The organism is Corynebacterium sp. MSK006 (genome assembly GCF_030232385.1).
In the GTDB taxonomy this organism is placed as follows: Bacteria; Actinomycetota; Actinomycetes; order Mycobacteriales; family Mycobacteriaceae; genus Corynebacterium; species Corynebacterium frankenforstense_A.
In genome coordinates, this window is record NZ_JASPJZ010000002.1 from 216937 (window position 1) to 229226 (window position 12290).

A 12290-nucleotide genomic window follows, 5' to 3' on the forward strand; every position below is an offset into this window, starting at 1 on the left:
CCAGACTAACTAGAGCCGGGAGGCGAAGTTGGACAGGTAGTCGGCGTGCACGACGGGCCGGCGGCGGGCGGGCGGCAGCTCGCCGCTGTGCAGGCCGAGCATGCCGCGCAGCACGGGGGCGTCGTAGTTGACCTCGCCGCGGCCGACGACCTGGCCGTCGGGGCCGAGGATGTCGACGATGTCGCCGCGGGAGAACTCGCCCTCGGCGGCCGTGATGCCCACCGGCAAGAGCGAGGTGCCGCCGGCGGTGACGGCGTCGACGGCGCCGCGATCGAGCACGAGGGTGCCCTCGGCGTCGGCCGCGTAGAGGGCCCAGAACTTCCAGGCGGACAGCGCGCGCTCGGGGCGCGGGTGGAAGACGGTGCCCACGCCCGCGGCGCCCAGGGCGTCCGCGATGTTTCCCGCCGAGGTCAGCAGCACCGGCACGCCGCCGCGGGTGGCCAGGCGCGCGGCGGAGACCTTGGAGGCCATTCCGCCGGTGCCCACCGCTCCCCCGGCGCCGGCGACCACGCCGTTGAGGTCGTGGCCGGTGCGCACCTCGGGCACGAAGCGCGCGCCCGGGTCGGCGGGGTTGTGGTCGTAGAGGCCGTCGACGTCGCTGAGCAGGATCAGCGCGTCGGCCTTGGTGAGATTGGCGACGATCGCGGCCAGCCGGTCGTTGTCGCCGAAGCGGAACTCGCTGGTGGCCACCGTGTCATTTTCATTGATGACGGGCACCGTGCCGAGCCGGCGCAGCCGGCCCAGCGTGCGCTGGGCGTTGCGGGCGCGGTCGCGCCGCCCCGCGTCGCCGGAGGTGAGCAGCACCTGCGCTGCGGTCACACCGTAGCGGGCGAAGCTGGCGGACCAGGCATTGACCAGGTGGGCCTGGCCGACGGCGGCGACGGCCTGCTTGGTCGCCAGGTCGGCCGGCCGGGTGTCAAGGCCCAGCGGGCCCATGCCGGCGGCCACGGCACCCGAGGAGACGACGGTGACGTCGCCGCCGCGGGCCATGCGGTCGTGCAGGGCGTCGACGAAGCGGTCGATGCGGGCGGTGTCGACCAGGTGGTCGGGCCCGGTGAGCGAGGAGGAGCCGAACTTGACCACCACGTGGCGCGCCGCGGCGATGCGGGCGCGCACATCCGACGTTTCACTCATGGGTGAACATGCTAGTTAGCCCTGCCAGCGCTCGCGGTCGGCGGTCTCGTTCTCGTCGTACTGGTACTCGTCGATCAGGCCGCGGCGGGCCTGGGAGGCGCGCTTGCGCTCGGCGGCCGAGCGGCGCGTGGTGCGGCTCAGGCGGGCGTCGGTGCCGCGCGCGGAGTCCGTCGGGTCCACCCCGGCGCCGGTCAGCGGCTCCCAGTCGAAGCTGATGCCGCCGATGGTCACCGTCGCGCCCTCGACGGCGCCGGCCTCGCGCAGCGCGTCCTCCACGCCGGCGCGCGCCAGACGGTCGGCCAGGTAGCCGACGGCCTCGTCGTTCTCGAAGTCGGTCTGCATGATCCAGCGCTCCGGGCGGTCGCCGAGCACGAGGAAGGCACCCGGCTCCTCCGGGTCGGGCACGACCTCGTACTCGCCGCGGCCCTTCTTGTCGACGGCGCGCGGGCGCAGCACCTGCGCCTCCACGTGCGGGCGCGCGCTCTCGCGCGCCGCGCGCTCGGCGCGGGCGGCGTCGACAATTTCCAGCAGCATGTACTTCAGCGGCTCCAGGCCGCGGTGCGCCACGGCCGAGATGATGAAGACGGGCCAGCCGAAGCGCTCCTGAAGCTCCGGCAGGACGAACTCGGCGAGCTCCTCGGCCTCGGGGACGTCGGCCTTGTTGAGTACGATCACGCGCGGGCGGTCGGCCAGGTCGCCCAGGCCGGAGTCGGCGGCCAGCGCCGAGTGGTAGTTGGCCAGCTCGTTCTCGAGGGCCTCGATGTCGCTGACCGGGTCGCGGCCGGGCTCGAGGGTGGCGGTGTCGACGACGTGGACGAGCACGGCGGTGCGCTCGATGTGGCGCAGGAAGTCCAGGCCGAGGCCCTTGCCCTCGCTCGCACCCGGGATCAGGCCGGGCACGTCGGCGACGGTGAAGGTGTCGTGGCCGACGTTGACCACGCCGAGGTTCGGCTGCAGCGTGGTGAAGGGGTAGTCGCCGATCTTGGGCCGGGCCGCGGAGAGCACGGAGATCAGCGAGGACTTGCCCGAGGAGGGGAAGCCGATCAGGCCGACGTCGGCGACGGACTTCAGCTCCAGGACGAGGTCGCGCTGCTCGCCGGGCTCGCCCTTGAGCGCGAAGCCGGGGGCCTTGCGCTTGGCGGAGGCCAGCGCCGCGTTGCCCAGGCCGCCGTAGCCGCCCTCGGCGGCCATGAAGCGGGTGCCCGGCTCGGTCAGGTCCGCCAGCTGCTCGCCGTCCTCGGTGGTCACGACGGTGCCCACCGGCACCGGGAGGACGAGGTCCTCGCCGCGGGCACCGTTGCGGTGGTCGCCAGCGCCGTTGGCGCCGCGCTCGGCCTTGATGTGCGGGCGGAAGTGGAAGTCGAGCAGCGTGTGCACGCGCTCGGAGACCTCCAGCAGGATGTCGCCGCCGTGGCCGCCGTTGCCGCCGTCGGGGCCGCCGAGCGGCTTGAACTTCTCGCGGTGGGTCGACGCCGCCCCGTGGCCGCCGTCGCCGGCGGTCAGGTGCAGCACGACGCGGTCGACGAAACGGGCCATGGTGGGACTCTCCTGGTTCTCTCGGGCGACTCGCCTGCAGGTGACGCACGCGAGCCTACAGAAGAGCGCGGGCCCGCCCGGTGAAGGCGGACCCGCGCTCTGCGGTGTAGGTGGACCGGGTGTTACGCGGTCGCGGCCTCAGTGGCCTCGGCCTCCGGGGCGGCCTCGAGGGACACCTCGTCGACGTTGACCACGCGACGGTTGCGCTTGGTGGAGAAGCGCACCTCGCCGGCCTTCAGGGCGAAGAGCGTGTCGTCGCCGCCGCGGCCGACGTTCTCACCGGGGTGGAACTTGGTGCCGCGCTGGCGGACGAGGATCTCGCCGGTGTTGACGAGCTGGCCGCCGAAACGCTTGACGCCGAGGCGCTTGGCGTTGGAGTCACGGCCGTTGCTGGAGCTGGAAGCACCCTTCTTGTGTGCCATGTGGAATTCCCTCCTTCGCGGGAAAGTTTGCGCGCTCTGAGCGTCTTACTTGATGGAGTTGATCTTGAGGACGGTCAGCTTCTGACGGTGACCGACGCGGCGCTTGTAACCGGTCTTGTTCTTGTACTTCATGGTCTTGACCTTCGGGCCCTTGGTCTGCTCGACGATCTCGGCGTCAACGCTGACACCCTCGAGCTCGGAGGCCTTGGCCTTGACGTCGGCGCCGTCGACGAGCAGAACCGGGGAGAGAGCCACGGCCGCGCCCGGCTCACCCTCGATCTTCTCGACCTTGACGAGGTCACCTTCAGCGACCTTGTACTGCTTGCCGCCGGTCTTGACGATCGCGTACATAGGCGGGCTACCCCTTTAAAAATCTCGAATCTCGGTTCAGGATCCCGTCGACGGGCCTGACTGGTACATGATGTGTTCTGGTGCGCCGGACCCTCCCGTGCGAAGGGCGCGGAAAACCCGCGCGGGGCCGAAAAGCCCGTCCGGAGCAGCGACTGTCAAAGGCTACCCCAGGCACACGCGAAAAGACAAACCACGTTCCGCCCGGGGTACGCCCCGGCTAGCCGCGTCGACGCGTCGCGCGCCGGCGCCCGCGGCGCCGTCCGCGCTGCGCGCCGGAGTCCCGGCGGGCCTCCCCGCGGGCCGGTTCGGACTTGCGCTCGCGGGCCGGTTCGGCCTTCCGCTTCGGCTCGGTCTTGTGCTCCGGCTCGCGCCCGGTGCGGCGCGTGGTGCGGCGCACGGCCCGGCGACTGCGGCGGCCACGACGCCCGCGGACGACCGTCGTCTCCGTGGACTTCGCGGTCTCCGCGGCGGAGTCCCCGGCGTCGGAGTCGGCATCCGAGTCGCGCCCGGCGTCGTGCTCGGGCTCGCGGTGCTCCGGCTCGGCCTTCCTCTCGAAGTCCTCCCGGCGCGGCCGGTGGTCCGAACGCGAGTTGCCGCGGGTGCGGCGCTTGCGGCGCGGGGACTTCTCGAACTCCTCGAGGGCGGACTCGTAGTCCGCGCCCGAGGGCTCGTCCGGGTCCTCGGCGTCGGCCTGGCTCAGGGCGTGGTCGACGATGCGGGTGATCTCCTCGACGCCCGCGTCGCCGCGCTCCTCGTTCCGGTCCTCGCCGGAACGCTCGCGGCCCCGGCCCCGACCGCGCCCACGGCGGCCGCGCCGGCCGCGACGGGCCCGCGAACCGCGGCCCTCGCGCTCCTCGTGCGAATCCTGCGAATCCTCCTCGGGGGCCTCGTCGCCGCCGGCCACGACGCTGGCGGCCAGCTTCTCGAGCTCCTCGTCGGAGGCACGCCCCGCGCCGCGCCCACGGCGCCGGCGCGACGGTCGTCCCTCGTGCGCGGCGTCGTCAATCTCCTTGGAGTCCTTCTCCTTGGAGTCCTTACGGTGCGAGTCGCCGGAGCCCTGGCCCTTGTCGCGGTCGTGGCGGCGGCGACGGTCGCGCTCCTCGTGGCGGCGCGCCTTCTCGTCCTCCTCGACCGGGTCCTCGTGCAGGATGATGCCGCGGCCGTCGCAGCACTCGCAGCGCGTGGAGAAGGTCTCCAGCAGGCCGGTGCCCAGGCGCTTGCGGGTCAGCTGGACCAGGCCCAGCGAGGTGACCTCGGAGACCTGGTGGCGCGTGCGGTCGCGGCCGAGCGCCTCGGTCAGGCGGCGCAGCACCAGGTCGCGGTTCTCCGGCAGCACCATGTCGATGAAGTCGACGACGATCATGCCGCCGATGTCGCGCAGGCGCAGCTGGCGGACGATCTCCTCGGCGGCCTCGAGGTTGTTGCGGGTGACCGTCTCCTCGAGGTTGCCGCCGGAGCCGGTGAAGCGGCCGGTGTTGACGTCGATGACGGTCATCGCCTCGGTGCGGTCGATGACCAGCGAGCCGCCGGAGGGCAGGAAGACCACGCGGCCGAGCGCCTTCTGCAGCTGCTCGTCGATGCGGTGCACCTCGAAGGCGTCGCGGTTGCCGTGCTCGCGGCGGTCGAAGCGCTCGAGGCGGTCCTCGAGGTCCGGGGCCACCGAGTGCACGTAGTTCTGCACGGTGTTCCAGGAGCGCTCGCCGTCGACGATCAGACGGGTGAAGTCCTCGTTGAAGAGGTCGCGGACCACCTTGACCAGCATGTCCGGCTCCTCGTAGAGGGTCACCGGGCGTGAGCCCTTCGACTTCTTCTCCCGCTTGGCGGCCTCCTGGATGTCCTCCCACTGACGGTGCAGGCGGCGCACGTCAGCGGCGATGGCCTCCTCGGGCACGTTCTCCGCGGCGGTGCGGATGATCGCGCCGCCGTGCTCGGGCATGACGTGGCGCAGAATCTGCTTGAGGCGCTTGCGCTCCGGCACGGGCAGCTTGCGGGAGATGCCCGCGCTGCGCCCGCCCGGCACGTAGACCAGGAAGCGGCCGGCCAGCGAGATCTGGGTGGTCAGGCGCGCGCCCTTGTGGCCGACCGGGTCCTTGGTGACCTGGACGACGATCTGGTCGCCGGACTTCAGCGCCTGCTCGATGCGGCGCGAACGCCCGCCCAGGCCCGCGGAGCGCCAGTCGACCTCGCTGGCGTAGAGCACGCCGTTGCGGCCCTGGCCGATGTCGATGAAGGCGGCCTCCATGCTCGGCAGCACGTTCTGCACGCGGCCCAGGTAGAGGTTGCCGATAATCGTCGACTGCGTCTCCGAGGTCACGAAGTGCTCGACGAGCATCTCGTCCTCGAGCACGCCGACCTGCACCACGGTGCCCGGGTGGTCGCTGCGGGTGCGCTCGCGCACGACCATCTCGCGCTTGACGGACTCGCGCCGGGCCAGGAACTCCTCCTCGGTGAGCACGTGGCGGCGCTGGCGGGCCTCCTCGCGGCGCTCGCTGCGGCGGCGGCGCTTCGCCTCCAGCCGGGTGGATCCCTTCAGCGCCACCGGCTCGTCGGGCAGCTCGCCCTCGGACTCGTCGAGCGCGTGCTCGACGGCGCTCTCCGCGTGCGGGGCGTGGGCGTCCGCGTCCGTGACGGCGTCGTCGTGGCCGTCGTCGCTTGCCGACGTCGCGCGGCGCCCGCGACCGCGGCCGGTGCCGCGGCGGCCGCGGCGACGGCGCGAGGAGCGGCGGGAACGCGGGGCGTCGTCGTCCTGGCCGGCGTTGTCCTCGGTGTTGTCCTCGGAGTCCGAGTCGGGGTCGTTGTCGGCGGAGTTGTTGTCCGAGTCGTCGGAGATGTCCGCCTCCTCGCCCGGGGAGAGGAAGACCGGCGAGTCCGCGTCGCGGGCGGTGGCCTTGTCCTTGAGCTCGTCGTCGACCTTGCGCTCGATCTGGTTGATCTCGTTGGCGACGTTGTTCTCCACCTGGACGCGGATGTTCGCCAGCTCGGCGTCGTCCCGGCCGTCGGTGCTCTCGGCGTCGGAGGCGGCGGAAGTGTCTGCGGCATCGGCGGCGGCCTCGGTCTTCCCGGAGTCGGCAGCCTGGTCCTCGGTCTTCTCCTCGACGGCCTCAGGCTTGCCGGCCTTCCTGGTCCGCTTGGTCTTCCGGGTCCGCTTGGCCTTCTTGGGCTCCTCGGTCTTTTCAGCCTTTTCAGCCTTCTCGTCCTTCGCGGACTCCTCGGCTGCGGGCGCAGCGGCGGCGACCGCGTCGAGGACGCGGTCGGCCTCCTCGCGGAAGAGCGAGGACTGGGCGACCTTCTTCAGACCCAGCTCGGCCAGGGCGGCGACGAGCTCACGCGAGGAGAGCCCGATCATCTTGGCCAGGGCGTGGACGCGGGTCTTTTCCCCCAGCTGCGAGCGGTCCAGGCGCGCGGCCAGCGTCGCGTTGGCCTCCGGGACCGACACGGTCTCGGCGGCCTTCTTCGACGACTTCCTCGCGCCCTTCTTCGGGACGTCCTTCCCGGCCTTCGACTTCGAGGCCTTCTTCGTGGTCGTGCGGGTGGCCTTGCGTCGGGTCTTCTTCGCCGGCTTCTCGGCCTCCGCGGTTCCCGCGGCCTCCTCGGTGGTGGGCGCGGACTCGGCGGCGGTCGTCTCGGCGGCCTCGCCGGCGGGGCGCTTCACGGAGCGCTTGCGGGTGCGCTTGGTCGCACGGCGACGGGTGCCGGCCGACTTCTTCCCCCCGGTCTGCTCCGGGGCCTGGTTTTCCGCGGTGTCCACGGCTTCTTCAGTTTTCTTCTTCGGGCTCTTGGCCACGGGAATGTCTCCTTGTGCTCTGACGGTCGCTCGGCGCGCGCGGGTCCGCGGGGCCCCGCCCCGGGCGCAGACGGTCCACCTGGACCGCCGCCGCCGCTCGGGACGCGGGACCCCGGCCCGGACGTCTCCTCTTGAAGGGGAGGGCCGACCGTGGGCGGGTTGTTTATGAGTCTGTGTGGCGGGGCCGTGCCCCGCGTGCGGCGGGGCGCACCCGCCTCGCCCACCATTCTGACACACGCCCCGGCGTTTGGCCGCGGGGCGCGGCCCGGCGCGCGCCGCGGTCCCCGGCGCTACCCTGGCCCCGATGAACAATGAGCCCGTCCGCCGCAGCCCCGCCGCTCCCCCGGCACTGCCGCAGACGCTCACCCCCTCGGCGACGGCGACCTCGATCTTCGCCGTCGGCGCCGGGGTGTCCACGGCCGCGATGCACCTCGGGGCCTCGGTGGTGGGCTTCGCGGTGCTCGCCGTGATGCTCATCGCCGTCGACCTGGCCGAGCCGAGGGCCTTCGCCGACGGCGAGGGCTACGACTTCAAGACGCTCGCGCCCACCGACTTCGACGGCAAGGCGTTCCTGCTGCCCGCCGCGGTCACCCTGCTGGGCCCCGCGGTCGGCCAGCTGGTACCCGCCGGCGCGCTCGACCTGCCGCTGTGGGTGACCGCCGCCGGACTGGGTGTCGCCTCCGGGGCGGCCGCGGCCCTCTCGCTGCGCGCCGGCTACCGCCGCAAGAGCCGCGCGGGCAGGCGCAGGCTGAAGGCCATCGTCGCCGCCGGCGACATCGCCGACGTCACCGACTCCCGCCTGCGCGCGGCCGAGGCGCACCTCGACGTGCTCGGCACCCTGGTGCGCCTCGGCGCGGTCGACGGCATCCGCGTGCGCACCTGGCTGCTCGGCCGGGCCCTCGGGATCGCCGAGGAGGACTCCGCGGAGGCGCTGGCCCCCGCCCTGCGGGCGCTGCGCGGCGAGGGGCTCGTCGCGACGTCGGACATCGACGCCGGCGACCGGCGCGCCGAGGTGTTCGTCGAGCTGACGCGCACCGGCGCGCACACGCTGCACGCGCTGCACGAGGGGCGCTGACGCGCCGACGTCGACCACCGGGGCGTCGGAAATTGTGGACGAAAGCACACATGGACCTGTCCGCGCCCCATAGGCTCGGGGCATGGCAGACGAATCATTCTTCGTGCGCACCGGCGCGCGCACCTTCGAGCCGACCGCGCACGCCGGTGGCGCCTGGTCCGACGAGGACCACTACTTCGCCCCGCTGGCCGGGCTGCTCGTCCACGAGATGGAGAACGCGCGGTGCGACGGCGCGCCGGACCAGCTCGCGCGGGTGAGCTTCGACATCCTCGGGCGCCTGCCGTTCACCGGCTTCGGGGTCGACGTCGAGGTTCTCCGCCCCGGGCGCACCATCGAGCTGGTGCAGGCGACGATGACCAGCGGGGGCCGGCCGGTGCTCACCGCACGGGCCTGGTACCTGGCGGCCTTCGACTCGAGCACGGGCACCGGGGTCGAGGAGGCGGCGATCGAGCCGCCGCACGTGGGAGAGGAACGCGACATGACGGCGACCTGGCCGGGCGGGTTCATCGCCCAGATCGTCTCCCGGCAGGTCTCCACGCCGCGCCCCGGGGCCTCGACGACGTGGATCACCTCCCCGAACACGCTGGTTGCCGGGGAGAAAAGCCACGACGTCGCCGAGTTCATCGCCCGCGTCGACGCGGCCAACGGTGTCGCGCCGCGCGGTGAGCCCGGCGAGTGGGCCTTCCCGAACGTGGACCTGACCGTGCACCTCTTCCGCCGCCCGGACCCGGAGTGGACGGGGCTGGACACGACGGTCTCCTGGGCCCAGACGGGGTGGGGCTGACCAGCTCGGTGCTGCACGACGTCCACGGCCCGGTCGGCCGGGCCAACCAGTGCCTGACGGTGCGCAGGGCGTGACGGTGCGCAGGGCGTGACGGCGCAGCAGACATGACGGCGTGCAGGGCATGAAAAACGCCCCCGCGTCAGGCGGGGGCGGTTCAGGTGCGGATCAGAGGTTCGGGAACCAGATGCCGATCTCGCGCTCGGCGGACTCCGGGGAGTCCGAGCCGTGGACGACGTTCTCGGCCACGGACAGGCCGAAGTCGCCGCGGATGGTGCCCGGGGCGGCCTTGGAGACCGGGTCGGTGCCGCCGGCCAGCTGACGCCACGCCTCGATGGCGCGCTCGCCCTCGACCACGCCGGCGATCAGCGGCGCGGAGGTGATGAAGTCGACCAGCTCGCCGAAGAACGGCTTGTCCTTGTGCTCCTCGTAGTGCTTCTCGGCCGTCTCGCGGTCGGTCACGCGCAGGTCGAGGGCGGCCAGCTTGAGGCCCTTGGCCTCGATACGGGAGATGATCTCGCCGACGAGGCCGCGCTGGACGCCGTCGGGCTTGATGAGGATGAGGGTGCGTTCAGTCATGGCCGACACCCTACCGGAGCACCCCCTGACCCGCCGCACCCGGAGGCGCGCCCGGACCCGTGCGGTCCCCCGGATTGGTGGGAACCTCACAGGTGCCTCACAAGAATTCGTCGGGGCTTAACCCTGCGGTAACCCCGGCGTGATCTCCTGCTGAACATGACTCTCATTTCTTCCCCGAAGCGCCGCGCGACCGCCGGCGTCACCGCCCTCGCCCTCGCCCTCGGCCTCGCCGTCGTCCCCGCCGACGCCCAGGAGCGCGCCGGCGGGATCACCCACCGCGCCGCGGACCTGATGATCACTCCCGGCCCCGACGAGACCAGCCTGAACCTGTCCTGGCGCAGCTCCGCCACGGGCACCGAGTACGTCCAGATCGCCCCGGCCGGCGAGGACCTCGAGTCCGCCGAGCAGGTCCCCGCCGAGCAGAAGCTGAACTCGCGCGTGGGCCAGTCGCGCACGGCCACCGTCACCGGCCTGAAGCCCGACACCTCCTACACCTACCGCGTCGGCAGCGAGGCCTCCGGCTGGAGCGCGCCGGTCGAGTACACCACCGAGTCCTTCGACGGCGCCTGGAACTTCCTCTACGTCGGCGACCCGCAGATCGGCGCGAGCGGCGACGCCGCCGCCGACGGCGAGCAGTGGCGCACCACCGTGGACACGATGACCTCCGCGCACCCGGACGCCTCCTGGCTGCTCTCCGGCGGCGACCAGGTCAACGTGTTCAGCTTCGACGAGTACGACGAGTTCCACAGCCCCGAGCAGCTGCGCAGCCTGCCGACCGCGACGATCATGGGCAACCACGAGGTCTTCGCCCCGCAGCTCTTCGACGAGCAGTTCAACATGCCCAACCGGGCCCCGGGCTCGGCGCGCAACTACTACTTCGAGCACAACAACGCGCTCGTCGTCGCCCTCGATTCGAACGTGACGGGCGCCCAGCAGATCCAGAACAACGTCAACTACCTGCGCGAGACCGTCACCGAGCACGGCGCCGACAAGGACTGGGTCATCGTGACCTACCACCACGCGCCGTTCAGCCAGGCCTACCACTACTTCGACTCGGACGTTACCGCCCAGCGCGAGGCCTACGCGCCGGTGCTCTCCGAGCTCGGGGTGGACCTGGTGCTCAGCGGGCACGACCACATCCACACCCGCACCCACCTGATGGAGGGCCTGGAGCCGGTCGTCCCGGAGGAGGCCGCCGGCCCCGGTGACAGACTGCACCCCGAGGAGGGCCAGACGCTCTACCTGACCGGCAGCTCCTCGAGCGGCTCGAAGTTCTACGACCTGGCCGGCCCGACCCGCTCCGACCGCCACAAGGGCATCACCCGCGAGGAGGCCGCCGAGCAGGGCCTGCCGCACGAGTCGACCGCCTGGTGGGACCAGGACTACACCCCCGACTACACCAACATCGAGGTCGACGACGACACGCTGAAGGTGACCACCCGCAACGTCGAGGACGGCTCGCTCGTCGACGAGTTCACCCTCGACCACTCGGACGAGCCCGAGGAGCCGGGTGAGCCCGGCGACAACGGCGACGGGGGCGACGGGGGCGACCAGGGTGGCGACGACAAGCCGGGCAAGCCCGGTGAGCCGGGCGCCGACGGCTCCTCCGGTTCCTCGGGCTCCTCCGAGGGCGGCATCATCGCCGCCGGCGTGCTCGGCGGGATCACCCTGTTCGGCCTGATCGGCGCGATCGCCGCCGTGCTCGGCCACCCCGGCAACCTGGCCGACATCGACGCGCGCACCCGCGAGTTCCTCGCCCGCCTGGGCCTGGTCTAGCGCGCCCTCCGGCCGGGCGGGTGGTCAGCGCCCGCCCTGCTCGCCGGAGTAGGTGCCGTCGGAGTAAAACTCGGTGCCGTCCTCGAAGCCGATGTGCACCGTGGAGTCCAGCGGCTCGCGCGCCAGAAAACGCTGCTCGAGTTCGTCGATCTCCTCACGCTTCTCCCCCACCTTCTCCCGGACCTCCTCGAGGCTCGACCCCTCGATGTCCCAGAAGTACCTGGCGCTGTGTTTGTCCGTGAGCAGGTAGTAGAACGCCCGGTTGTAGGTCTCGTCGACGGTCTGCCCGTCGGGGCGTAGAGCCACAGCTCCCCGGAGGCCGCCAGCGCCCGGTAGTGCTCCCACTTGTCGTCGAGGTACTGCAGCTCCGCGTCGTACTCGGGCAGGTCCTGCGCGTGGAGCGTCGTGGTCGGTGCCGTGGTCTCGGTCGTGCGCTCCGGCGAGGACGTCGCCGTCGCCGAGGTCGACGTCGTCGAAGACAGCGCCGAAGACGGCGAGACCCAGATCAGCGGCGAGCTGGTGGGCGCCGTCGTCTCGGGGGCGCCGACGTTGAAGCGGCTCCAGCTGAGCCAGCCGAGGACCCCGACGATCGCGAGCACCGCGACGACGCCGACCGCGAGCACGGCGACGACGCCGACCGCCAGCACGGCGATGACGCCGGCGCCGGGCCCGCCGGGCTGCCCCTCAGTGGCCGGGGCCCCGCCGTCGGGTCCGCGGAATTCGTTCTCGGCCGACATGGTCCCGCCGTCCTCTCGCCGTGGTCTCTGATGCGGGCGGCTGACGGAGGAGACTGTCGCCCGGCAAAAGAATAACCCCCGGTGGTGACCGGGGGTACAGGTTCCGCGTGCGGGA

General features: G+C 72.2%; 11 protein-coding genes. 4 read left to right on the plus strand and 7 right to left on the minus strand.

Features of this window, described 5'->3' with window-relative positions:
* Positions 1-9 precede the first annotated feature (9 nt).
* From proB to QQA02_RS02400, 5 genes are all read right to left on the minus strand, one after another.
* Entirely contained in the window at positions 10-1134 is a 1125-nt protein-coding gene (gene proB, locus QQA02_RS02380; protein ID WP_284863184.1) for a glutamate 5-kinase, read from the minus strand.
* A 15-nt stretch (positions 1135-1149) separates the two neighbouring features.
* The gene (gene obgE, locus QQA02_RS02385; RefSeq protein ID WP_284863185.1) at positions 1150-2670 is read right to left on the minus strand and encodes a GTPase ObgE; all 1521 of its coding nucleotides are present in this window, start codon (positions 2668-2670) and stop codon (positions 1150-1152) included.
* A gap of 122 nt (positions 2671-2792) precedes the next feature.
* On the minus strand, positions 2793-3092 hold the full coding sequence (rpmA, locus tag QQA02_RS02390; RefSeq protein WP_075664361.1) for a 50S ribosomal protein L27: 300 nt from the start codon (positions 3090-3092) through the stop codon (positions 2793-2795).
* A 45-nt stretch (positions 3093-3137) separates the two neighbouring features.
* The gene (rplU, locus tag QQA02_RS02395; protein ID WP_284773518.1) at positions 3138-3443 is read right to left on the minus strand and encodes a 50S ribosomal protein L21; all 306 of its coding nucleotides are present in this window, start codon (positions 3441-3443) and stop codon (positions 3138-3140) included.
* Between the two features lie 217 nt (positions 3444-3660).
* On the minus strand, positions 3661-7227 hold the full coding sequence (locus QQA02_RS02400; RefSeq protein ID WP_350309448.1) for a translation initiation factor IF-2 N-terminal domain-containing protein: 3567 nt from the start codon (positions 7225-7227) through the stop codon (positions 3661-3663).
* Positions 7228-7531: 304 nt separating this feature from the next.
* On the opposite strand from QQA02_RS02400, the gene QQA02_RS02405 reads away from it, so the two are divergent.
* Positions 7532-8302, plus strand: a complete 771-nt coding sequence (locus QQA02_RS02405) for a hypothetical protein (RefSeq protein WP_284863187.1) — start codon at positions 7532-7534, stop codon at positions 8300-8302.
* 82 nt (positions 8303-8384) lie between these two features.
* The gene (locus QQA02_RS02410; RefSeq protein ID WP_284863188.1) at positions 8385-9086 is read left to right on the plus strand and encodes a thioesterase family protein; all 702 of its coding nucleotides are present in this window, start codon (positions 8385-8387) and stop codon (positions 9084-9086) included.
* A gap of 165 nt (positions 9087-9251) precedes the next feature.
* Here the strand turns inward: QQA02_RS02410 and ndk are convergent, their stop codons facing one another.
* Positions 9252-9662: a nucleoside-diphosphate kinase gene (ndk, locus tag QQA02_RS02415; protein ID WP_284773523.1), complete on the minus strand. Its 411-nt coding sequence runs from the start codon at positions 9660-9662 to the stop codon at positions 9252-9254.
* Positions 9663-9818: 156 nt separating this feature from the next.
* Between ndk and QQA02_RS02420 the strand changes: the two genes are divergently transcribed.
* Positions 9819-11438 (plus strand): purple acid phosphatase family protein, encoded by a 1620-nt coding sequence (locus QQA02_RS02420; protein ID WP_284863189.1) that lies wholly within the window; start codon positions 9819-9821, stop codon positions 11436-11438.
* Between the two features lie 24 nt (positions 11439-11462).
* On the opposite strand, the gene QQA02_RS02425 is transcribed toward QQA02_RS02420, so the two are convergent.
* Entirely contained in the window at positions 11463-11744 is a 282-nt protein-coding gene (locus QQA02_RS02425; protein ID WP_284773527.1) for a hypothetical protein, read from the minus strand.
* 99 nt (positions 11745-11843) lie between these two features.
* Here QQA02_RS02425 and QQA02_RS02430 point away from each other — a divergent pair, with 99 nt between their 5' ends.
* The gene (locus tag QQA02_RS02430; protein ID WP_284863190.1) at positions 11844-12206 is read left to right on the plus strand and encodes a hypothetical protein; all 363 of its coding nucleotides are present in this window, start codon (positions 11844-11846) and stop codon (positions 12204-12206) included.
* Positions 12207-12290 lie beyond the last annotated feature (84 nt).

Coding starts and splice junctions, on each gene's coding strand:
- obgE (WP_284863185.1), bottom strand. CDS start 2,670: ATGGCCCGTTTCGTCGACCGCGTCGTGCTGCACCTGACCGCCGGCGAC.
- rpmA (WP_075664361.1), bottom strand. CDS start 3,092: ATGGCACACAAGAAGGGTGCTTCCAGCTCCAGCAACGGCCGTGACTCC.
- QQA02_RS02405 (WP_284863187.1), top strand. CDS start 7,532: ATGAACAATGAGCCCGTCCGCCGCAGCCCCGCCGCTCCCCCGGCACTG.
- ndk (WP_284773523.1), bottom strand. CDS start 9,662: ATGACTGAACGCACCCTCATCCTCATCAAGCCCGACGGCGTCCAGCGC.
- rplU (WP_284773518.1), bottom strand. CDS start 3,443: ATGTACGCGATCGTCAAGACCGGCGGCAAGCAGTACAAGGTCGCTGAA.
- QQA02_RS02410 (WP_284863188.1), top strand. CDS start 8,385: ATGGCAGACGAATCATTCTTCGTGCGCACCGGCGCGCGCACCTTCGAG.
- proB (WP_284863184.1), bottom strand. CDS start 1,134: ATGAGTGAAACGTCGGATGTGCGCGCCCGCATCGCCGCGGCGCGCCAC.
- QQA02_RS02420 (WP_284863189.1), top strand. CDS start 9,819: ATGACTCTCATTTCTTCCCCGAAGCGCCGCGCGACCGCCGGCGTCACC.